Raw genomic sequence first — 20,918 nt, forward strand, 5'->3', positions numbered from 1 at the left:
ACTTCTGGGGTTGTACCGTTCATGCGTTATCGCGTTTTGCTGCTGCTTAGTCTGTTTGTCGCCTCGTCTGCGTGGGCGGCCCCTGCCCAGCAGAATTTTTCCGACTGGCAGGTCACCTGTAATAACCAAAATTTCTGCGTAGCACGCAATACCGGCGAGCACCATGGATTAGTCATGACCCTGACGCGCAGCGCGGGGGCGCGCACGGATGCACAGCTGCGTATCGAACTGGGTGGCAGCCAGACGCCGTCGGCAAAAGAGCCGCCCGTTGCGCCACGCCTGCTGATCGATGGCATGCCGCTGCGGCTGGAGGCTCAGCACTGGGCGATGTCACCGTGGCGATTAATCACCGAGCATGCGCCTACCATCACGGCCTTTTTACAGATCATTCAGAATGCGCAGGCGATAACCCTGAAGGACGGGCAGGGCACTATCTCCCTGGTGGGCCTGAAGGCAGCGCTACTGTTCATTGATGCTCAGCAGAAGCGCGTCGGCAGCGAAACCGCGTGGATTAAAAAGGGTGGCAACCCGTCGTTGAGCGTACCGCCCGCACCGGCTCTGAAAGGCGTAGCGGTGGTGAATCCGACCCCGACCCCGCTTAGCCGGGAGGAGATGGAGGCGCTGCTGGACTATGGCAGCATGCGGATGAATAACAGCCAATGCTCGCTGGATCCCATGCGCCGGGAGGTTCGCGTTACTGCCTTAACCGACAATAAAGCGCTGCTGATCGTCAGCTGCGAGGCGGGGGCTTACAATACGGTGGATCTCGCCTGGCTGGTATCGCGCAGCAAACCCTACGTGGCCAAGCCGGTACGCCTGCGTTTGCCCTTTATCCCGAGCAGCGGCAACGATGAGATGGAGCTGATGAATGCCGGATTCGATCAGAAAACCCGCGAATTGACAACGCTTGCCAAGGGTCGCGGGCTGGTGGATTGCGGTATCCAGACCCGCTGGCGTTTTGACGGCCAGCGTTTTCGTCTGGTGCGCTATGCAGAAGAGCCAAGCTGCGATAACTGGCATGGGCCAGACGCCTGGCCCACGCTGTGGATCACGCGTTAAGCACCTTTTTCGCTTTGGCGACCACATTCTCAACGGTAAAGCCAAAGAACGGGAACAGCTTGTCGGCCGGGGCGGATTCACCGTAGCCGGTCATCCCGACAATGGCCCCTTTCAGGCCGACATATTTGTACCAGTAGTCGGCAATGCCAGCCTCAACGGCCACGCGGGCGTTAACGTCTGACGGCAGCACCGACTCGCGGTACTCATCATCCTGGGCATCAAAGATATCCGTCGATGGCAGAGAGACCACCCGCACCTTGTGACCTTCAGTGCTCAACTGCTCCGCCGCCTTCACGGTGATCTCCACCTCAGAGCCGGTGGCGATGAGGATCAGATCCGGCAAGCCGTCGCTGTCCTTCAGGATATAGCCGCCGCGGGAGATGGCTTTCACCTGCTCCGGGGTACGCTCCATCTGGGTGAGGTTCTGACGGGAGAGGATCAGCGCGGTTGGGCCGTTGTGGCGCTCAATCGCCAGCTTCCAGCCGACAGCAGCTTCGACCTGGTCACAGGGACGCCAGGTGCTGAAGTTTGGCGTCAGGCGCAGGCTGGCGAGCTGCTCAACCGCCTGGTGCGTCGGGCCGTCTTCCCCAAGGCCGATGGAGTCATGGGTGTAGACCATGATCTGGCGGGCCTTCATCAGCGCCGCCATCCGCGCCGCGTTACGTGCGTACTCAACAAACATCAGGAAGGTGGCAGTATAGGGCACGAAGCCGCCGTGATGGGCGATGCCGTTGGCAATGGCGGTCATGCCGAACTCACGCACGCCGTAATGAATATAGTTCCCGGCCGCGTCCTCTTTCAGCGAGGTAGACCCGGACCAGATGGTCAGGTTACTCGGGGCAAGGTCAGCTGAACCGCCCAGCAGCTCCGGCAGCGCCGGACCGTACTGATTAAGCGCGTTTTGTGACGCTTTACGGGTGGCGATCTTCGCCGGCTCCGCCTGCAGTTTAGTAATGTACTCCTGGGTTAGCTGCTCCCAGTTCTCCGGCAGGCCACCGCCCATCCGGCGAGAGAACTCAGCCGCCAGCTCGGGGTGCGCTTTCTCATAGGCGGCAAATTTCTCATTCCACGACTGTTGGGCTTTTTCGCCGCGCTCGCGACCATCCCACGCCTGGTAGATCTCTTTCGGAACCTCAAAGGCCGGGTGCTTCCAGCCCAGCTTCTGACGGGTCAGGGCGACTTCCTCTTCCCCCAGCGCCGCGCCGTGAGACTCCTCTTTGCCCGCTTTGTTCGGTGAGCCAAAGCCAATCACCGTGCGGCAGATAATCAGCGACGGCTTATCCTTCACGCTCTGCGCTTCAAGAATTGCCGCTTTGATTGCCTCCGGATCGTGACCGTCGATCTCATGCACTACGTGCCAGTGGTAGGCTTCAAAACGTTTGGCGGTATCGTCGGTAAACCACCCTTCGGTTTCACCGTCAATGGAGATACCGTTGTGATCGTAGAAGCCGATGAGCTTGCCCAGCCCCAGCGTGCCTGCCAAAGAGCAGACCTCGTGGGAGATCCCCTCCATCAGGCAGCCGTCGCCCATAAAGGTGTAGGTAAAGTGATCGACAATCTCATGTCCCGGCTGGTTAAACTGTGCCGCAAGGGTACGCTCGGCAATCGCCAGACCCACTGCGTTAGCCAGCCCCTGGCCGAGCGGGCCGGTAGTCGTCTCAACGCCCGGCGTATAACCGATCTCCGGGTGGCCTGGCGTTTTCGAGTGCAGCTGACGGAAGTTTTTCAGCTCCTCAATCGGCAGATCGTAGCCGGAGAGGTGCAGCAGGCTGTAGAGCAGCATCGAGGCGTGACCGTTGGAGAGAATAAAGCGATCGCGGTCATACCACGTTGGATCGGTCGGATTGTGCTTAAGGAAATCATTCCACAGCACTTCGGCGATATCGGCCATCCCCATCGGTGCGCCAGGGTGGCCGGAGTTGGCTTTCTGTACCGCGTCCATGCTCAGGGCGCGAATGGCATTGGCAAGCTCTTTACGGGACATATTTCACTCCATGACAAAAATTAAAGTTTAGCGGCAAGCAGATCTTCAAGTTTGCGCTGGTCAACGGCGAACTGGCGGATACCGTCAGAGAGTTTTTCTACCGCCATCGGATCCTGGTTATGTTCCCAGCGGAATTCAGCTTCGGTCAGCGGCTCCTGACGTGGGAAGCTTTGTGACGTCGGCACCAGCTTGCGTTCAATGGTGCCCTCTTTATCCTGCAGCTCCTGCAGCAGCGCCGGAGAGATAGTCAGACGGTCGCAGCCGGCGAGGGCCACAATCTGTTCGATACGGCGGAAGCTTGCCCCCATCACGATGGTTTCGTAGCGGTTGCGTTTGTAGTAGTCGTAGATATTACGTACCGATTTCACGCCTGGATCCTCTTCCACCACGTAGGGATCCTGCGGCTTGCGCTGCTGATACCAGTCATAGATACGGCCCACGAACGGGGAGATCAGGTAGACACCTGCTTCGGCGCAGGCCCGCGCCTGGGCAAAGGAGAAGAGCAGGGTCAGGTTACACTTGATGCCCTCTTTCTCCAGCTCTTCAGCGGCGCGGATCCCCTCCCAGGTTGAGGCCAGCTTGATCAGAATGCGCGACTTATCGATGCCCAGCTCCTCATAGAGCTGTACGATACGGCGGGCCTTGGCGATGCTCTTCTCTTTATCAAAGGAGAGGCGAGCATCCACTTCGGTAGAGACGCGACCCGGAATGCTTTTCAGAATTTCCGCACCGATATTCACCGCCAGCTTGTCGCTGGCTTCGGCAACCTGCTGCTCCTGAGTCTGTCCGCGCGCTTTACCATACTCCAGCGCATCGTCGACCAGGTGAGAGAAGTGCTCCAGCGCTGCGGCTTTAAGCAGCAGGGAGGGGTTAGTGGTTGCGTCTTCCGGTTGGTAGTGACGAATGGATTCGATATCACCGCTGTCGGCCACGACGGTGGTGAACTGTTTGATGCCGTCTAAGTAGTTCATACACGATACTCCTTGAAAAGCAAAAGCTTACGTGAGTGTGTTGATTCACACTTTTGTGAAAGATGAAACATGCATAACAAAAAAGCATAGCAGACCGGCACTGGTTTGCTGGCGTAAGCGCATAACACCGTTGATATAAATTGATAACAAATTTTGCGGTGGGGTCGTCAGAGTTTGGCAGCGTTCAAAGTTTATGCCGCGCGCAGCGGCGATACTAGGCGGCGCGTCAGGAGCGCTATCACGCTTCAACCCTACAAACGATACGTGAAAGGAACATCATAATGGACGACCAGTTAAAACAGAGTGCCCTCGATTTTCACGAGTTCCCCGTCCCCGGAAAGATTCAGGTCTCCCCGACAAAACCGCTTACTACTCAGCGCGACCTGGCGCTGGCCTACTCCCCGGGTGTTGCCGCCCCCTGTCTGGAGATTGAAAAAGATCCGCTGGCAGCCTTTAAGTACACTGCGCGCGGCAACCTGGTGGCGGTCGTCTCTAACGGCACGGCGGTGCTGGGGCTGGGCAATATTGGCGCGCTGGCGGGCAAGCCGGTGATGGAGGGCAAGGGCGTCCTGTTTAAGAAATTCGCTGGCATCGACGTCTTTGACATCGAGGTCGATGAGCTGGATCCGGATAAGTTTATCGACGTGGTCGCGGCGCTGGAGCCGACCTTCGGTGGCATCAACCTTGAAGATATCAAAGCGCCGGAGTGCTTCTATATTGAAGCAAAGCTACGCGAGCGGATGAACATTCCGGTGTTTCACGATGACCAGCACGGTACGGCGATCATTAGCACCGCCGCCATTCTCAACGGCCTGCGTGTGGTAGAGAAGAACCTCTCCGACGTGCGGATGGTCGTCTCCGGCGCGGGAGCGGCGGCCATCGCCTGTATGAACCTGCTGGTGGCGTTGGGGATGCAGAAGCATAATATCGTGGTGTGCGACTCGAAGGGGGTCATCTATCAGGGCCGCGAGACGCCAATGGCCGAAACCAAGGCCGCCTACGCCATAGAGGATAATGGCAAACGTACCCTGGCGGAGGTGATGCAGGATGCGGATATCTTCCTCGGTTGCTCGGGGCCGAACGTCCTGACCCAGGAGATGGTGAAGCAGATGGCGCGCCAGCCGCTGATCCTCGCCCTGGCGAACCCGGAGCCGGAGATCCTGCCCCCGGTAGCAAAAGCGGTGCGTGCAGATGCCATCATCTGCACCGGGCGCTCTGACTACCCTAACCAGGTCAACAACGTGCTCTGCTTCCCGTTCATCTTCCGTGGCGCGCTCGACGTGGGCGCTACCGCCATTAATGAAGAGATGAAGCTGGCGGCGGTGCACGCCATTGCCGAGCTGGCCCACGCCGAGCAGAGCGAAGTGGTGGCCTCGGCCTATGGCGATCAGGATCTGAGCTTCGGCCCGGAATATCTGATCCCCAAACCCTTCGATCCGCGCCTGATCGTCAAGATCGCCCCGGCGGTAGCCAAAGCGGCGATGGACTCCGGTGTGGCAACGCGACCCATCGCCGACTTTACCGCCTATATTGATAAGCTCACCGAGTTTGTCTACAAAACCAACCTGTTTATGAAGCCGGTCTTCTCCCAGGCGCGCAACGATCCGAAGCGGGTAGTGCTGGCGGAAGGGGAGGAGGCACGTGTCCTGCATGCAACCCAGGAGCTGATCACCCTCGGACTGGCGAAGCCGATCCTGGTTGGGCGTCCGAGCGTAATCGAGATGCGCATCCAGAAGCTGGGCTTGCAGATCCGACCCGGCGTTGACTTTGAGATCGTCAACAACGAATCCGATCCGCGTTTTAAAGAGTACTGGAGCGAGTACTACAGCATCATGAAGCGCAGCGGCATTACTCAGGAGCAGGCCCAGCGGGCGGTGATCAGCAACACGACGGTGATTGGGGCGATCATGGTGCAGCGCGGCGAGGCAGATGCGATGATCTGTGGCACCATCGGCGACTATCATGAGCACTTTAGCGTGGTTCAACAGCTGTTTGGCTACCGCGACGGTGTGCAGACGGCAGGGGCAATGAATGCCCTGCTGCTGCCAAGCGGCAACACCTTTATCGCCGACACCTACGTCAACGACGATCCAACCCCGGAGCAGCTGGCGGACATTACCCTGATGGCAGCCCAGACCGTGCGCCGGTTCGGCATCGAGCCGCGGGTGGCCCTGCTGTCGCACTCGAACTTCGGCTCGTCGAACTCACCGGCGGCGTGCAAGATGCGCGAGACGCTGGCGAGAGTGCGCGAACGCGATCCACATCTGATGATTGACGGAGAGATGCACGGCGACGCCGCGCTGGTAGAGAGCATTCGCCAGGACCGGATGCCGGACAGCCCGCTGAAAGGGTCGGCCAATATTCTGATTATGCCTAACGTCGAGGCGGCGCGGATTAGTTACAACTTACTTCGCGTCTCCAGCTCGGAGGGCGTTACCGTCGGGCCGGTGCTGATGGGCGTGGCAAAACCAGTACACGTGCTGACGCCTATCGCCTCCGTCCGCCGCATCGTCAACATGGTGGCGCTGGCGGTAGTAGAGGCGCAGACGCAGCCGTTATAGCGGCGTTAGATCCACTCTTTAACTTTGATAAACTCGCTGAGGGCAGCTTCCGGGCTGCCCTCCTGCGGCTGGTAGTTATACTCCCACGCCACCTTCGGCGGCATCGACATCAGAATCGACTCCGTGCGCCCGCCGGTCTGTAAACCAAACAGCGTCCCGCGATCCCATACCAGATTAAACTCGACGTAGCGGCCCCGGCGATAGAGCTGAAAATTGCGCTCGCGATCGCCGTAGGCCATCGCTTTCCGTCGCTGGACAATCGGCAGGTAGGCCTGGGTAAAGCCTTTGCCCACCGCCTGGGTAAAGGCGAAGCAGCGATCAAAATCCGGCGCGTTGAGATCGTCAAAGAAGATGCCGCCGATACCGCGCTGCTCCTGGCGGTGCTTCAGATAGAAGTAGTCGTCACACCACTTTTTATAGCGGGGATAGACATCTTCGCCGAACGGCTGACAGAGATCGCGTGCGGTGCGGTGCCAGTGCACGGCATCTTCGCTAAAGCCATAGTAGGGTGTCAGGTCGAAGCCGCCGCCAAACCACCAGACCGGATCCGCACCCGGCTTCTCGGCAATGAAAAAGCGCACGTTGGCATGGCTGGTGGGCACGTAGGGGTTATGCGGGTGCACCACCAGCGAAACGCCCATCGCTTCAAAGCTGCGTCCGGCCAGCTCCGGGCGGTGCGCGGTCGCCGAGGCGGGCAGGGCATCGCCGTGCACGTGAGAGAAGTTGACACCCGCCTGCTCGAAGATGCCACCGTCGCGCAGAACGCGGGTGCGCCCGCCGCCGCCGGCCTCGCGCTGCCAGTTATCTTCAAAGAAGGCGGTGCCGTCGATGGCAGAGAGCTGCTGGCAGATGCTATCCTGCAGCTGAAGGAAAAAGGCTTTCACCAGGTGTGCGTCAGGTTTACTCATTATCGTTTCTTCGAGTGCGCTTTGTGATTATCGAACCAGCTAAAGTAGCTCAGCACGCCGGAGGCAATGGCCGAGGCAATCTTCTGGCGAAATGCTTTAGTCCCCAATAGCTGCTCTTCAGCGGGATTAGTAATGAATGAGGTCTCTACCAGCACCGACGGCACGGAGGGAGACTTCAGCACCACAAACGCAGCCTGCTCGGTGTGCTTGCTGTGCAGGCGGTGCACCGGCTTGATCTGCTTAAGAATATGCGAGCCAAGGGTCAGGCTGTTCTTGATGGTGTCGGTCTGCACCAGGTCAAAAAGCACCTGTTGTAGATAGTGATCCTTATCGCGTGCTTTTTTGCCTGCCAGGTCGTCGGCGGCGTTCTCGCGATCGGAGAGGTATTTTGCCATCGCGCTACTGGCTCCCCGGTTAGAGAGGGCGAAGACCGACGCGCCTGCCGCATCCGGATTGGTAAAGCCGTCGGCATGGATTGACATAAAGAGATCCGCCCCGTGCTGGTGGGCAATCTCGACGCGGTCGTAGAGCGGAATAAAGGTATCTCCGGTTCGCGTCAATCGCGCGTCAATGCCCTTGCTGCGCAGGATGGCGCGGACGTTTTTGGCAATCGCCAGCACCACATGCTTCTCTTTCGAGCCGTTATGGCCTATCGCGCCGGTGTCGATCCCGCCGTGGCCAGGATCGAGCATTACCACGCGCCTGGATCCCGCCTTTTTGGCCTTCGGCTTGGTATGCCCGTTGCTGGTCTTCAGCGATGCGTCATCTTTGGCGATAGCCTGCGACGTGCCTGTCAGTGTCAATGCCGCCAGACCTGCTTTCAGAACCTGACGACGCGATGTAAGTACTTTTAATGGTTTAAATGTGCTCATACGACCCGAAATGTATTCCTGCGTCCCTGGTGTTATAGCGTATCGCTTACAAGCTTACGACACGTCTCGCTTTGAATTGCTTTATTTTTCATTTCAATACGTGACAGTCCATTATTATGCCATTTTTTCGTTGCCATTTCGCCGCATATTGGCTTCACTGGCACTTCACGCCATAATCAACCTTTTGATCCAGAAGACAGGTAAATACCATGGAGATACGCGTTTTTCGCCAGGCCGACTTCGAAGAGGTGATCACTCTGTGGGAGCGTTGCGACCTGCTGCGTCCCTGGAACGATCCGGAGATGGACATCGAACGCAAACTGAATCATGACGTTAGCCTGTTTCTGGTGGCCGAGGTCGGCGGCGAAGTAGTCGGCACGGTGATGGGGGGCTACGATGGCCATCGCGGATCGGCCTACTACCTTGGGGTGCACCCGGAGTTCCGGGGACGGGGAATTGCCAACGCGCTGCTTAACCGCCTGGAGAAGAGGCTGATCGCCCGTGGCTGCCCAAAGATCAACATTCAGGTGCGGGAAGAGAACGATCTTGTGCTGGGAATGTACGAGCGCCTCGGCTATGAGCACGCCGACGTCATTAATCTGGGCAAACGACTGATTGAAGACGAAGAGTATTAAGTTTTAGTGAACCAAAACGAAAGGATTTAAGCCATGAAATCGCTGCGTATGCTTCTCTGCGTCCTGCCGCTGGCCCTGACCGGCTGCTCAACCCTCGGATCGGTAAACTGGTCGGCGGCTAACCCCTGGAGCTGGTTCGGCTCCTCATCGGAAGTCACCGATGAAGGCGTCGGGGCGCTGACGGCGGATACCGCGCTGGACGAGGAGTCTATAGCCGACGCGCTGGACGGTGATTACCGCCTGCGCAGCGGGATGCGCTCCGACCAGGGCGGTAACGTGGTCCGCTTCTATGAGGCGCTGGACGGCGATAAGGGCGCATTAATTATTAACGGCGAAAATGGCAAAATCAGCCGTATTGACGTGCTCGATGACAGTATTGAGAGCGATACCGGCGCGAAGGTCGGCATGCCCTTCAGTGAACTGTATGACAAGGCCTACGGCAACTGCACCAAAGCCACCGGCGACGACAGCGGCGGCGTGGAGTGTAAGGCTCAGGGCAGCCAGCACGTTAGCTATGTCTTTACCGGCAGCTGGAACGGCCCGGAAGGCTTAATGCCGCCGGATGACGAGCTGAAAAAATGGACCCTGAGTAAAATTATTTGGCGTCGTTAATTGATCGGAACAATCCTGGTCCTCTGAAAAAACGGGTACAATAGCGCCATTGATGCCGCGGTTGCGCGGCATATTTTTTAGAGGAGTAGCGATGTCTCAGGTTCAAAGCGGCATTTTGCCAGAACACTGCCGGGCGGCGATTTGGATCGAAGCGAACGTAAAGGGTGACGTTAATGCCCTGCGCGAAGGCAGTAAGATTTTTGCCGATAAGCTGGCTAACTTTCAGCTCGCCTTTGCCGAAGCAAACCTCGGGGCGGTGGTAGCTTTTGGTCACCGCGTCTGGCCCGCGCTGAGCGGTGGCGAAGGAGCCGAAGAGCTAAAAGCGTTTGTCCCTTACGGCAAAGGGCTGGCTCCGGCCACCCAGTACGATGTGATGATCCACATTCTCTCTCTGCGTCACGACGTCAACTTTTCCGTCGCCCAGGCGGCGCTGGCGGCGTTTGGCGATGTGCTGGAGGTGAAAGAGGAGACCCACGGCTTCCGCTGGGTGGAAGATCGCGACCTGAGCGGCTTTGTTGATGGCACGGAAAACCCGGCGGGCAGCGAAAAGCGCACCGAGGTGGCGGTGATCCAGGAGGGTATCGACGCGGGCGGCAGCTACGTCTTCGTTCAGCGCTGGGAGCATAACCTGAAGCAGCTCAACCGCATGAGCGTGCCGGACCAGGAGATGATGATTGGCCGCACCAAAGAGGCGAACGAAGAGATCGATGGCGATGCTCGTCCGATTACGTCGCACCTGAGCCGCGTCGATCTGAAAGAGAACGGCAAGGGGCTGAAAATCGTGCGCCAGAGCCTGCCTTACGGTACTGCCAGCGGCAAGCACGGGCTCTACTTCTGCGCCTACTGCGCCCGCCTGTATAATATTGAACAGCAGTTGTTAAGCATGTTTGGCGATACCGATGGCAAGCGTGACGCCATGCTGCGCTTCACCCGTCCGGTCACCGGTGGCTATTACTTTGCCCCGTCGTTAGACCGCCTGCTGAACCTGTAACAATCTCTTATCCTCTGCCCCTCTTAGCAGGGCAGAGGATCCTCCAGGCGGATAACTGACGCCCGACCATTCAAATGTGACTGCTCTCCCTTTTTAACTTTTCAAATTATATTATTTTCCCTGCCCGCATTATTAGTGCTTATTTCCTGATGATCTCTGGAAAATTATTTATTACAAGAATAAGTTTAAAAGGATTTATGATGACAATCAAAAAGCTATTATTAATAGCATGCTCACCATGCTGCTTTTTTGTAACTGACGTCAATGCGAGCGACTGGGAAAAAACCATTGCCGACGATCCCTTCTTTGCTGACGCCTCGTTTGATATTTCCGCCAGGAACATGTGGAAGTATTTAAAAACCGAGAACCGTTATGATAATGAGCAGGGACGTTACGCTACCTCGGTACAGCAGGCGTGGGCGCAGGGGCTAACCGTTGACTACACCTCGGGGTATTTCGCGGATCTCATTGGTTTTGATGCTTCCTATTATAGCGGCGCAAAATTAGGGGCCAGTGATGACTTTGCGTCCCGTGCTATTCTCTATAACGATAATGGTGAAGCGAAAGGCTATACCAAAATTGGTCAGCGCTATGCAAAGCTGAAAATGGATCTGCTTCGCGCCAAAGTAAATGTGAAAGGCGGCTGGTTTACCATTAAGAATACGGGCATTTTCTCTAACTCACAGCGTATGTCCCTCAACACCCACTCAGGCTGGTTTGCCAACACCGCCATTGATAACGTGAGCGTTGATGCGCTGTTTCTCGACGGTAAGGTGATGAGGCGTGATAGCCCGAACATCGACAGGATGTATATCTACGATGGCAACGGTGTCAGCCGCGAAATCGATCACGTTATCACCGGCGGCATCAACTATAACACTAAGCCCCTGAAAGCCTACTACTTCTACGGCGTTGCCGACGATCTGCTTATCAGGCAGGGCTTCGAAGGCTGGTGGGATGCTTTTCCCAATATTACCCTGGGAACGCAAATTTATGAGCAGGAGTATGGCAGCGATGCGAAAAGAACGACCTCCAGTACGGCCAGAGGGAAACAGGATTTCGATAAGCGAGCCTGGCACTACTCGACCACGATAGAGTGGCGTATCCCACAAACGCCCTGGAAAATATTGGGCGGTTTAACCTATAGCGAGGCCAAAAAAACAGGCGGCGTGGGTCAATTTACCCGTAACGTTATTGGTAATGCCCGCGGGCGTTTTAACTCACCAGCCTATGCGGATATCGATTACGTACGCGACGGTGAAACGATGCTGGCGTTAGCCACCGAGTATAAGTTTACGCCCGATCTCTCCGTCGGCGTGCGGACAAACTACAGTGAATTTGAATATGCAGGAGAGAAATTACGCCAGGGGCAGTTAGGGCTTTATAGCAACTGGAATCCGGCAAAAAACTGGACAGTCTATTTAAGCGGTGGTTATGGCTGGCACCATGAGCAGGAGTCCGACTATACCACGCCAAAACTTTATAATGGCCACTCGCAACGTGCAAATTCGCTCTCCGGTGAAATGGCAACAACGTACCGGTTCAAACTTTAAATATAATTATTATCTATAACTTTATTGATGCTCAATATATTGCATATGGATATCAAAAGCTATTTTTCAAAAACGGTGCATCTGGAACTGATTAAAAAAGTCTATTTCCTGTTTCATGAGAACCCGCGAGTTCTCTTTTCAATAAATGATGTTTGCGAGTTCTCCGATCTCAACAGGAAGCAGGTAGGCTTTATCTTAACCATTCTGGTCAGGCTGCGAATGGTCTACCGGGAGATCAAACAGAGCGGCGTAAGTAACCGCTATCTCTATCGCGCCAGATGATACGCGCGGTAAGCAGCGCCTGTGTAACAGCCGGGCTAGCCCAGGCGCTGCTTATGCTCTTTTCTGCTTGCAAATCACCAAACGGTATATAAAACCGTTACTCCTTTCGTACTGCTTATAAATAAACTGTGTTTTTGATAGTCATCACAGATATAAGGGTGCGCAATGACCGTTAACTTACTGAAAAAAGGATATCTGACGCTTGCCGCTTCAGTGTTGCTGGTAGCGCAGGCGCAGGCGACCGAGCTGCTCAACAGCTCCTATGACGTCTCTCGCGAGCTGTTTGCCGCCCTTAATCCGCCTTTCGAGCAGCAGTGGGCGAAAGAGAACGGCGGCGACAAGCTGACCATCAAGCAGTCCCACGCTGGCTCCTCCAAGCAGGCGCTGGCCATTCTGCAGGGGCTGAAGGCGGACGTGGTGACCTATAACCAGATTACAGACGTGCAGATCCTGCATGACAAAGGCAAGCTGATCCCGGCGGACTGGCAGAGCCGTCTGCCGAACAATAGCTCTCCGTTCTACTCCACAATGGCGTTCCTGGTGCGTAAGGGCAACCCGAAAAATATCCACGACTGGAATGACCTGGTGCGTTCTGACGTGAAGCTGATCTTCCCGAACCCGAAAACCTCCGGCAATGCGCGCTACACCTATCTGGCGGCCTGGGGTGCGGCAGATAAAGCCGACGGGGGCGATAAGGCGAAGACCGAACAGTTTATGACCCAGTTCCTGAAAAACGTTGAGGTATTTGATACCGGCGGTCGTGGCGCAACCACCACCTTTGTTGAGCGTGGCCTTGGCGACGTGCTGATCACCTTCGAATCCGAAGTAAATACCATTCGTAAGCAGTATGAAGCCCAGGGCTTCGAAGTCGTGGTGCCGAAAGTGAATATCCTGGCGGAGTTCCCGGTGGCGTGGGTAGATAAAAACGTGAAGGCCAACGGTACAGAGAAGGCTGCAAAAGATTACCTGAACTATCTCTACAGTCCGCAGGCGCAAACTATCATCACCGACTACTACTACCGCGTGAATAATCCGCAAGTGATGGACAAGCTGAAAGAGAAGTTCCCACAGACCGAGTTGTTTAAAGTGGAAGATCGCTTTGGCTCCTGGCCAGAGGTGATGAAAACACACTTCAATAGCGGCGGTGAGCTGGACAAGCTGCTGGCGGCGGGGCGTAGCTAATGTTTGCAGTTGCTTCAAAACGTGTGCTGCCCGGCTTTACCCTGAGCCTCGGGACCAGCCTGCTGTTCGTCTGTCTGATCCTGCTCCTGCCTCTCAGCGCGCTGGTTATGCAGCTCTCACAGATGAGCTGGGATCAGTACTGGGAGGTGGTGACCAACCCGCAGGTTGTTGCCGCCTACAAGGTCACGCTGCTGTCGGCCTTTGTCGCCTCGATTTTTAACGGCGTTTTCGGCTTGCTGATGGCGTGGATCCTCACGCGTTACCGTTTCCCTGGCCGCACCCTGCTGGATGCGCTGATGGATCTGCCGTTTGCCCTGCCAACGGCGGTAGCGGGCCTGACCCTCGCCTCGCTCTTCTCAGTCAACGGCTTCTACGGCCAGTGGCTGGCGCAGTTTGATATCAAAGTGACCTATACCTGGCTCGGTATCGCCGTAGCGATGGCCTTTACCAGCATCCCTTTTGTGGTGCGAACGGTCCAGCCGGTGCTGGAGGAGTTGGGACCAGAATATGAAGAAGCAGCCCAGACGCTGGGGGCAACGCGTCTGCAAAGCTTCCGTAAAGTGGTCATGCCGGAGCTATCCCCGGCGCTGCTGGCAGGTGTGGCACTGTCGTTTACCCGCAGCCTTGGCGAGTTTGGTGCGGTGATCTTTATTGCCGGCAACATCGCCTGGAAAACCGAAGTGACTTCACTAATGATCTTTGTGCGCCTGCAGGAGTTTGACTACCCGGCAGCGAGCGCTATTGCCTCGGTGATCCTCGCAGCCTCTCTGCTGCTGCTGTTCTCAATTAATACTCTGCAAAGTCGCTTTGGTCGACGGGTGGTAGGTCACTAATGGCAGAAGTTACTCAACTGAAACACGATCGCTCCCCTATTAACTGGGGTAAATGGTTCCTGATCGGCACCGGGATGCTGATTTCGGCATTCATTTTGGTGGTGCCGATGGTCTACATTTTCGTGCAGGCCTTCAGTAAGGGGCTGATGCCGGTGCTGGAAAATCTGGCCGATCCGGATATGCTCCACGCAATCTGGCTAACGGTGCTGATTGCGCTGATCACCGTCCCGGTTAACCTGGTGTTTGGGACGCTGCTCGCGTGGCTGGTGACCCGCTTTAACTTCCCGGGCCGTCAGCTGCTGCTAACGCTGCTCGATATTCCGTTTGCGGTATCGCCGGTCGTCGCGGGTCTCGTCTACCTGCTGTTCTACGGCTCCAACGGCCCGCTCGGCGGCTGGCTTGACGAGCACAATTTACAGGTGATGTTTGCCTGGCCCGGCATGGTGCTGGTAACTGTTTTTGTCACCTGTCCGTTTGTGGTGCGTGAGCTGGTGCCGGTAATGCTCAGCCAGGGTAGCCACGAGGACGAAGCGGCAATTCTGCTGGGCGCATCCGGCTGGCAGATGTTCCGCCGCGTGACGCTGCCTAACATCCGCTGGGCGCTGCTTTACGGCGTAGTGCTGACCAACGCCCGCGCCATCGGTGAGTTTGGTGCGGTGTCGGTGGTCTCGGGTTCGATTCGCGGCGAGACGCTATCGCTACCTTTACAGATTGAGTTACTTGAGCAGGACTACAACACGGTTGGCTCGTTTACCGCCGCCGCCCTGCTGACGTTGATGGCTATTTTGACCCTATTTTTAAAGAGTGGGTTGCAGTGGCGTTTACATAATCAAGAGAAACGCGCGCAACAGGAGGGAAATCATGAGCATTGAGATTGCCAATATTAAGAAGTCCTTTGGTCGCACCCAGGTGCTGAATGATATCTCGCTAGATATCCCTTCCGGACAGATGGTTGCGCTGCTGGGACCGTCCGGCTCGGGCAAAACCACGCTGCTGCGTATTATTGCCGGGCTTGAGCACCAGACCAGCGGGCATATTCGTTTTCACGGCACCGATGTGGGCCGTCTACATGCCCGCGACCGTAAGGTCGGCTTTGTGTTTCAGCACTATGCGCTGTTCCGCCATATGACGGTGTTCGACAACATCGCCTTTGGCCTGACCGTGCTTCCACGACGCGAGAGGCCAAACGCGGCGGCGATCAAAGCCAAGGTTACCCGGCTGCTGGAGATGGTACAGCTGGCGCATCTGGCGGATCGCTACCCGGCCCAGCTCTCTGGCGGGCAGAAGCAGCGCGTTGCCCTGGCACGCGCCCTGGCCCCGGATCCGCAGATCCTGCTGCTGGATGAACCGTTTGGCGCACTGGATGCCCAGGTACGTAAAGAGCTGCGTCGCTGGCTGCGTGAGCTGCACGAAGAGCTGAAGTTTACCAGCGTCTTCGTGACTCACGACCAGGAGGAGGCGATGGAGGTGGCCGATCGCGTGGTAGTAATGAGCCAGGGGAATATTGAGCAGGTTGACGTCCCTGAGCAGGTGTGGCGTGAGCCAGCCACCCGCTTCGTACTGGAGTTTATGGGTGAGGTGAACCGCCTGCACGGCGTGGTGCGGGGCAGTCAGTTCCACGTCGGCGCGCACCGCTGGCCGCTGGGCTACACCCCGGCGCACCAGGGCGAGGTCGATCTCTTCCTGCGTCCGTGGGAAGTGGATATCAGCCGCCGTACCAGCCTGGATGCGCCGCTGCCGGTAGTGGTCGTTGAGGCCAGCCCGAAAGGGCACTATACCCAGCTGGTGGTGCAGCCCCAGGGCTGGTATGACGAACCGCTGTCGGTTGTGCTGCGTGGAGAAGACGCCCCGCAGCGCGGCGATCGGCTGTTTATCGGCCTGCAGAATGCCCGTCTCTACAACGGCACGGAGCGTCTTGCTGAACGCGGGGATCTTGCTCTGGCGCACTCTGCCTGATAGTTTAACGCGTATGTTTATCGCCCGGTGGCGCTATCGCTTACCCGGCCTACAAGGCGATCTCCGTAGGCCCGGTAAGCGATAGCGCCACCGGGCTTTTTATTGGATAGCGATTGTGAACACACTTGAACAGACCATCGGCAATACTCCTCTGGTTAAACTTCAGCGCATGACCCCCGACAACGGCAGTGAAATCTGGGTCAAGCTGGAGGGGAATAATCCTGCCGGCTCGGTAAAGGACCGGGCCGCGCTCTCGATGATCGTGCAGGCGGAGAAGCGGGGCGAGATACAGCCCGGCGACGTGCTGATTGAGGCCACCAGCGGCAACACCGGCATCGCCCTGGCGATGATCGCCGCACTCAAAGGCTACCGCATGAAGCTGCTGATGCCGGACAATATGAGCCAGGAGCGGCGTGCAGCGATGTACGCCTACGGCGCGGAGTTGATTCTGGTGAGCCGCGAGCAGGGCATGGAAGGCGCGCGGGATCTGGCTGCGGCGATGGCCCAGCGCGGTGAGGGTAAGCTCCTCGACCAGTTCAATAACCCCGACAACCCGTACGCCCACTACACCACCACCGGCCCGGAGATCTGGCAGCAGACCGGGGGGCGCATCAGCCATTTTGTATCAAGTATGGGGACCACCGGCACCATTACCGGGGTATCGCGCTTTCTGCGCGAGCAGGAGAAGCCTGTCACCATCGTTGGCCTGCAGCCGGAGGAGGGGAGTAGCATTCCCGGCATCCGCCGCTGGCCAGCCGAGTACATGCCTGGCATTTTCAACGCCTCGCTGGTGGATCGGGTTGTGGATATTCACCAGCGTGAAGCCGAAAACACCATGCGTGCGCTGGCGGTGCGGGAAGGGATCTTTTGCGGCGTTAGCTCCGGCGGCGCGGTTGCCGGGGCAATCCGCGTTGCCAATGAAAATCCGGGGGCGATTGTGGTAGCGATTATCTGCGACCGTGGCGATCGCTACCTTTCGACCGGCGTGTTTGGTGAGGAGAGCTACGCCCAGGGGGCGGGGATTTAAACATTATGGAGATGATCTTATTTCGGGATAAAACCCGGGCGCAGCAGACGGATATCGTGGCGGTGCAGTCTCAGGTGGTGTACGGCAGCGTGGGCAATAGCATCGCGGTGCCCAATATCCGTCGGTACCCGCTAACCGTGACGGCGGTTCCTACGGTGCTGTTCAGCAATACGCCGCACTATGACACCTTCTACGGCGGCGTGATCCCCGATGAGTGGTTCAGCGGCTATCTGAAGGCACTGGATGAGCGGGAGATCCTGCGCGAGCTAAAGGCGGTGACCACCGGTTACATGGGCAGCGCCAGCCAGATTGCGCTGTTGGCGCAGTGGCTTCGTGCGGTAAAAGAGACGCATCCGGGACTGCTGATTCTGGTGGATCCGGTGATCGGCGATATCGACAGCGGTACCTACGTGCATCCCGATATACCCGAAGCCTATCGGCAACACCTGCTGCCGCTGGCGCAGGGTATCACCCCCAACGTCTATGAGCTTGAGATACTGAGCGGCAAGTCCTGCCGTGACCCTGAGAGCGCCATTATGGCGGCGAAAGGGCTGCTGTCGGAGACGCTGAAGTGGGTCGCTATTACCAGCGCTCCCGTTGCCGGCGAGCCGGACGCTATTCACGTCGTGCTGGTGACTGAAGATGCGGTAACGGTCAGCGCGCACCCGCGAGTGACGACCGATCTTAAAGGCACCGGCGATCTCTTCTGTTCCGAACTGGTGAGCGCGATAGTGCAGGGGGCAAGCGTGGCAGAAGCGATTGGCCGAGCAGGCGACCGGGTAACCGAGGTGATGAGATACACCCAGCAGGCGGGCTACGACGAGCTGATCTTACCCGCCTGATTTAATCAGGATAAGAAACAAAAATGGCACCCGCATGGGTGCCATTTTGCATTCCGGCCAGAATTACTTCTTGATGCGGATCACCGGGGTCTCGCCCACGGTTACGCTACCGGACAGCTTGTTCAGCTCTTTGATCTCGTCCATGTTGGAGATCACAACCGGCGTCAGGGTAGACTTGGCTTTCTCTTCCAGCAGCGGCAGATCGAACTCAATCACCGGATCGCCAACCTTCACGCGCTGGCCCTCTTCGGCGATGCGTTTGAAACCTTCGCCTTTCAGTTCAACGGTGTCGATACCGAAGTGAACGAACAGCTCAATGCCGCTATCAGATTCGATAGAGAAGGCATGGTTGGTTTCAAAAATCTTGCCAATGGTGCCATCGACAGGCGCAACCATTTTGTTGCCGGTTGGTTTGATAGCAATGCCATCACCAACAATTTTTTCAGCAAACACCACATCCGGCACATCTTCGATGTTGACGATTTCGCCAGACAGCGGAGCAATAATCTCAATGGTTCCGGTATCTTTCTTATCGTCAGAAACCAGAGATTTCAGTTTATCGAACAAACCCATGATCTTCTCCTAAGCAGTAATTTGGGCCGCATCTCGTGGATTAGCAGATTGTTTTTTCTTCAATGAACTTGTTAACCAGCGTCATTAACTCGTCCGTTGTCGGTTGAGCAAGAGCCTGCTCTGCTAAAACCTTCGCATCTTCGAAGTTCGTGTTACGAATAATCTTCTTAATGCGCGGGATAGAAATGGCACTCATACTGAATTCATCCAGACCCATCCCCAGCAAGAGAAGTGTAGCACGTTCGTCGCCTGCAAGCTCTCCACACATGCCGGTCCATTTGCCTTCAGCATGAGAAGCATCAATAACTTGCTTAATTAAGGTCAATACAGACGGCGACATCGGCTGATACAGATGGGAGATCATATCATTACCGCGGTCAACTGCCAGGGTGTACTGGGTTAAATCGTTAGTCCCGATACTGAAGAAATCCACTTCTTTCGCCAGGTGACGAGCAATGGTCGCCGCGGCAGGGGTCTCTACCATTACGCCCACTTCAATGGTCTCGTCAAAGGCTTTACCTTCGTCGCGCAGCTCCTGCTTGAAGGTTTCGATCGCTTTCTTCAGCACGCGAACCTCTTCAACAGAGATGATCATCGGGAACATGATACGCAGCTTGCCGAACGCGGAAGCTCGCAGGATAGCGCGAACCTGATCGCGCAGGATCTCTTTGCGATCCATGGCGATACGCACGGCGCGCCAGCCGAGGAACGGGTTCTCTTCTTTCGGGAAGTTCATGTACGGCAGCTCTTTATCGCCGCCGATGTCCATGGTACGGACGATAACGGCCTGTGAGCCACAGGCTTCTGCCACCGCTTTATAGGCGGCAAACTGCTCTTCTTCGGTTGGCAGAGCGTCACGGTCCATGAACAGAAACTCGGTACGGTAGAGGCCTACGCCTTCTGCACCGTTACGCTCGGCACCGTCTACGTCACGTACGGTACCGATGTTGGCGCACACTTCGACCTGATGGCCGTCAAGGGTGATCGCCGGCAGGTCTTTCAGCTTCGCCAGTTCGGCTTTCTCAGAAGCCACCTGCTCCTGCACGCTGCGCAGGGTTTCGATCTCTTCGTTGGTCGGGTTAACGTAAACTTTGTTATTCACCGCGTCGAGGATCAGATAGTCGTCATTTTTCACCTGGGCGGTAACGCTACCGGTACCCACAATGGCAGGCAGCTCAAGGGAGCGCGCCATGATAGAGGTGTGGGAGGTACGTCCACCTGCATCGGTGATAAAACCCAGCACCTTGTTCAGGTTTAGCTGGGCGGTTTCCGACGGGGTAAGATCCGCCGCAACCAGAATCACTTCTTCCTGAATGGAACTCAGGTCGATGATAGCCAGGCCGAGGATGTTGCGCAGCAGGCGTTTACCGATATCGCGTACGTCGGCGGCACGCTCTTTCAGGTATTCGTCGTCCAGCTCTTCCAGGGCAGTTGCCTGACCTTCGATAACTTCGTGCGCTGCCGCATCGGCAGTCACGTGCTTATCTTTAATCAGGGCTATGATTTCCTGCTCCAGCTCCTCATCTTCCAGCAACATGATGTGGCCTTCGAAGATGGCTTCTTTTTCTTCACCAAAAGTTTCACCAGCTTTGGTTTTGATCGTTTCGAGCTGCGCAGATGCCTTAGCACGACCGCTCAAAAAACGCTCAACTTCCTGATCAACCTTATCGGCAGAAATTTTTTTCCGGTCGATGACGATCTCGTCTTCTTTCAGCAGCAGTGCTTTGCCGAAAGCGATACCCGGGGATGCTAAAATGCCTGAAATCATAACCCTACCTTACTTGTGACTGATTTTTTAAAAGAACCCGGAACTTACTCGAGTTCAGCCATCAGTTTTACCAGATGCTCTACGGCTTTCTGCTCGTCTTCGCCTTCAGCGGACAGCGTTACAACGGTACCCTGGGTCAGGCCCAGAGTCTGGAGTTTGAACAGGCTTTTTGCGCTAGCGCTTTTGCCGTTGGAGGTCACAGTGATCTCTGAAGTGAAGCCTTTCGCTTCTTTCACAAACTGAGCAGCAGGGCGGGTATGCAGACCGTTCGGAGCGGTAATGGTAACTTCTTGCTGGAACATTGTATTT

The 20,918-nt window shown here is 56.6% G+C and carries 20 protein-coding genes; 13 read left to right on the top strand and 7 right to left on the bottom strand.

Annotated features, from left to right (window positions below; translation table 11 throughout):
* Positions 1 to 21: 21 nt before the first annotated feature.
* Positions 22 to 1,059, top strand: coding sequence for a DUF1176 domain-containing protein (locus tag RTN40_RS17875; protein WP_312229643.1), 1,038 nt, complete (start codon positions 22 to 24; stop codon positions 1,057 to 1,059).
* Here RTN40_RS17875 and tkt read toward each other — a convergent pair.
* Together tkt and tal are read right to left on the bottom strand one after the other, a co-directional pair.
* Entirely contained in the window at positions 1,049 to 3,043 is a 1,995-nt protein-coding gene (tkt, locus tag RTN40_RS17880; protein WP_312229644.1) for a transketolase, read from the bottom strand. The two genes, RTN40_RS17875 and tkt, sit on opposite strands and share 11 nt — an antisense overlap.
* Positions 3,044 to 3,063: 20 nt before the next feature.
* Positions 3,064 to 4,014 (bottom strand): transaldolase, encoded by a 951-nt coding sequence (tal, locus tag RTN40_RS17885; RefSeq protein ID WP_312229645.1) that lies wholly within the window; start codon positions 4,012 to 4,014, stop codon positions 3,064 to 3,066.
* Between the two features lie 281 nt (positions 4,015 to 4,295).
* Between tal and maeB the strand changes: the two genes are divergently transcribed.
* Positions 4,296 to 6,575 (top strand): NADP-dependent oxaloacetate-decarboxylating malate dehydrogenase, encoded by a 2,280-nt coding sequence (gene maeB, locus RTN40_RS17890; protein WP_312229646.1) that lies wholly within the window; start codon positions 4,296 to 4,298, stop codon positions 6,573 to 6,575.
* 5 nt (positions 6,576 to 6,580) lie between these two features.
* Here the strand turns inward: maeB and hemF are convergent, their stop codons facing one another.
* Entirely contained in the window at positions 6,581 to 7,483 is a 903-nt protein-coding gene (gene hemF, locus RTN40_RS17895; protein ID WP_312229647.1) for an oxygen-dependent coproporphyrinogen oxidase, read from the bottom strand.
* Positions 7,483 to 8,355, bottom strand: a complete 873-nt coding sequence (gene amiA, locus RTN40_RS17900; RefSeq protein ID WP_312229648.1) for an N-acetylmuramoyl-L-alanine amidase AmiA — start codon at positions 8,353 to 8,355, stop codon at positions 7,483 to 7,485. The genes hemF and amiA overlap by 1 nt, the downstream gene beginning before the upstream one ends.
* A 209-nt stretch (positions 8,356 to 8,564) precedes the next feature.
* Between amiA and RTN40_RS17905 the strand changes: the two genes are divergently transcribed.
* The 11 genes from RTN40_RS17905 to pdxK all read left to right on the top strand — a co-directional run bounded on the left by RTN40_RS17905 (position 8,565) and on the right by pdxK (position 18,268).
* A complete protein-coding gene (locus RTN40_RS17905) occupies positions 8,565 to 8,990 on the top strand; it encodes a GNAT family acetyltransferase (protein ID WP_312229649.1) in 426 nt (141 codons plus the stop codon).
* 33 nt (positions 8,991 to 9,023) lie between these two features.
* Positions 9,024 to 9,602 carry an RpoE-regulated lipoprotein gene (locus RTN40_RS17910; protein ID WP_312229650.1) on the top strand — a complete coding sequence of 193 codons (579 nt, stop codon included), beginning with the start codon at positions 9,024 to 9,026 and terminating at the stop codon, positions 9,600 to 9,602.
* Positions 9,603 to 9,693: 91 nt separating this feature from the next.
* Complete coding sequence (locus RTN40_RS17915; RefSeq protein WP_312229651.1) at positions 9,694 to 10,593, top strand: Dyp-type peroxidase; 900 nt, start codon at positions 9,694 to 9,696, stop codon at positions 10,591 to 10,593.
* Positions 10,594 to 10,790: 197 nt separating this feature from the next.
* On the top strand, positions 10,791 to 12,146 hold the full coding sequence (locus RTN40_RS17920; protein WP_312229652.1) for an OprD family outer membrane porin: 1,356 nt from the start codon (positions 10,791 to 10,793) through the stop codon (positions 12,144 to 12,146).
* 45 nt (positions 12,147 to 12,191) lie between these two features.
* Positions 12,192 to 12,428 (top strand): hypothetical protein, encoded by a 237-nt coding sequence (locus RTN40_RS17925; protein WP_312229653.1) that lies wholly within the window; start codon positions 12,192 to 12,194, stop codon positions 12,426 to 12,428.
* Positions 12,429 to 12,593: 165 nt separating this feature from the next.
* Positions 12,594 to 13,610, top strand: a complete 1,017-nt coding sequence (locus tag RTN40_RS17930; RefSeq protein ID WP_312229654.1) for a sulfate ABC transporter substrate-binding protein — start codon at positions 12,594 to 12,596, stop codon at positions 13,608 to 13,610.
* Positions 13,610 to 14,443, top strand: a complete 834-nt coding sequence (gene cysT, locus RTN40_RS17935; RefSeq protein ID WP_312212636.1) for a sulfate/thiosulfate ABC transporter permease CysT — start codon at positions 13,610 to 13,612, stop codon at positions 14,441 to 14,443. The genes RTN40_RS17930 and cysT overlap by 1 nt, the downstream gene beginning before the upstream one ends.
* The gene (cysW, locus tag RTN40_RS17940; RefSeq protein ID WP_312229655.1) at positions 14,443 to 15,315 is read left to right on the top strand and encodes a sulfate/thiosulfate ABC transporter permease CysW; all 873 of its coding nucleotides are present in this window, start codon (positions 14,443 to 14,445) and stop codon (positions 15,313 to 15,315) included. Before cysT ends, cysW begins: the two co-directional genes overlap by 1 nt.
* Positions 15,305 to 16,399 carry a sulfate/thiosulfate ABC transporter ATP-binding protein CysA gene (cysA, locus tag RTN40_RS17945; protein WP_312229656.1) on the top strand — a complete coding sequence of 365 codons (1,095 nt, stop codon included), beginning with the start codon at positions 15,305 to 15,307 and terminating at the stop codon, positions 16,397 to 16,399. Before cysW ends, cysA begins: the two co-directional genes overlap by 11 nt.
* 115 nt (positions 16,400 to 16,514) lie before the next feature.
* The gene (gene cysM, locus RTN40_RS17950) at positions 16,515 to 17,426 is read left to right on the top strand and encodes a cysteine synthase CysM (RefSeq protein WP_312229657.1); all 912 of its coding nucleotides are present in this window, start codon (positions 16,515 to 16,517) and stop codon (positions 17,424 to 17,426) included.
* 5 nt (positions 17,427 to 17,431) lie between these two features.
* Entirely contained in the window at positions 17,432 to 18,268 is an 837-nt protein-coding gene (gene pdxK, locus RTN40_RS17955; RefSeq protein WP_312229658.1) for a pyridoxine/pyridoxal/pyridoxamine kinase, read from the top strand.
* Positions 18,269 to 18,331: 63 nt separating this feature from the next.
* On the opposite strand, the gene crr is transcribed toward pdxK, so the two are convergent.
* Genes crr through ptsH form a run of 3 tightly spaced genes read right to left on the bottom strand, consistent with a single transcriptional unit; the run spans position 18,332 to position 20,911 of the window.
* Complete coding sequence (gene crr / locus RTN40_RS17960) at positions 18,332 to 18,841, bottom strand: PTS glucose transporter subunit IIA (RefSeq protein ID WP_042389417.1); 510 nt, start codon at positions 18,839 to 18,841, stop codon at positions 18,332 to 18,334.
* A gap of 40 nt (positions 18,842 to 18,881) precedes the next feature.
* On the bottom strand, positions 18,882 to 20,609 hold the full coding sequence (gene ptsI / locus RTN40_RS17965) for a phosphoenolpyruvate-protein phosphotransferase PtsI (RefSeq protein WP_312229659.1): 1,728 nt from the start codon (positions 20,607 to 20,609) through the stop codon (positions 18,882 to 18,884).
* A 44-nt stretch (positions 20,610 to 20,653) separates the two neighbouring features.
* Positions 20,654 to 20,911, bottom strand: coding sequence for a phosphocarrier protein Hpr (gene ptsH / locus RTN40_RS17970; RefSeq protein ID WP_002913505.1), 258 nt, complete (start codon positions 20,909 to 20,911; stop codon positions 20,654 to 20,656).
* Between the last annotated feature and the right edge of the window lie 7 nt (positions 20,912 to 20,918).

The sequence above is a fragment of the Pseudescherichia sp. genome (assembly GCF_031987975.1).
GTDB lineage: Bacteria > Pseudomonadota > Gammaproteobacteria > Enterobacterales > Enterobacteriaceae > Pseudescherichia.